Here is a 316-nt window from a genome sequence, read left to right on the forward strand (position 1 = left end):
ACAAAAAGCCAAGAACACTTGAATGTGTTTTTTGGTGTTTATCTTTCGATAAACATTGAGAACTTTACAAACAACAATAAATTGTTGTTTTGTCAGCTTTCCAAATTGTTAAAGAGCTAATCACTTCAATGAAGTAACCATTTTTAAGAACACTTAATACTTTCTATTTCAAAAGAAATGCGCTTAAAGATGGTATCCCGTAGGGGAGTCGAACCCCTGTTACCGCCGTGAAAGGGCGGTGTCCTAGGCCTCTAGACGAACGGGACACTAAGTTGAACATCTTGGGGGATGTTCTATCTCTTAAACTTCATAAACC

General features: G+C 37.7%; 1 tRNA gene. It reads right to left on the minus strand.

Features of this window, described 5'->3' with window-relative positions:
* Positions 1–190: 190 nt before the first annotated feature.
* Positions 191–266, minus strand: a tRNA-Glu gene (locus tag CBX98_RS25885).
* Positions 267–316: the final 50 nt, after the last annotated feature.

The sequence above is a fragment of the Vibrio sp. T9 genome, from assembly GCF_003123985.1.
Classification (GTDB): Bacteria; Pseudomonadota; Gammaproteobacteria; order Enterobacterales; family Vibrionaceae; genus Vibrio; species Vibrio diabolicus.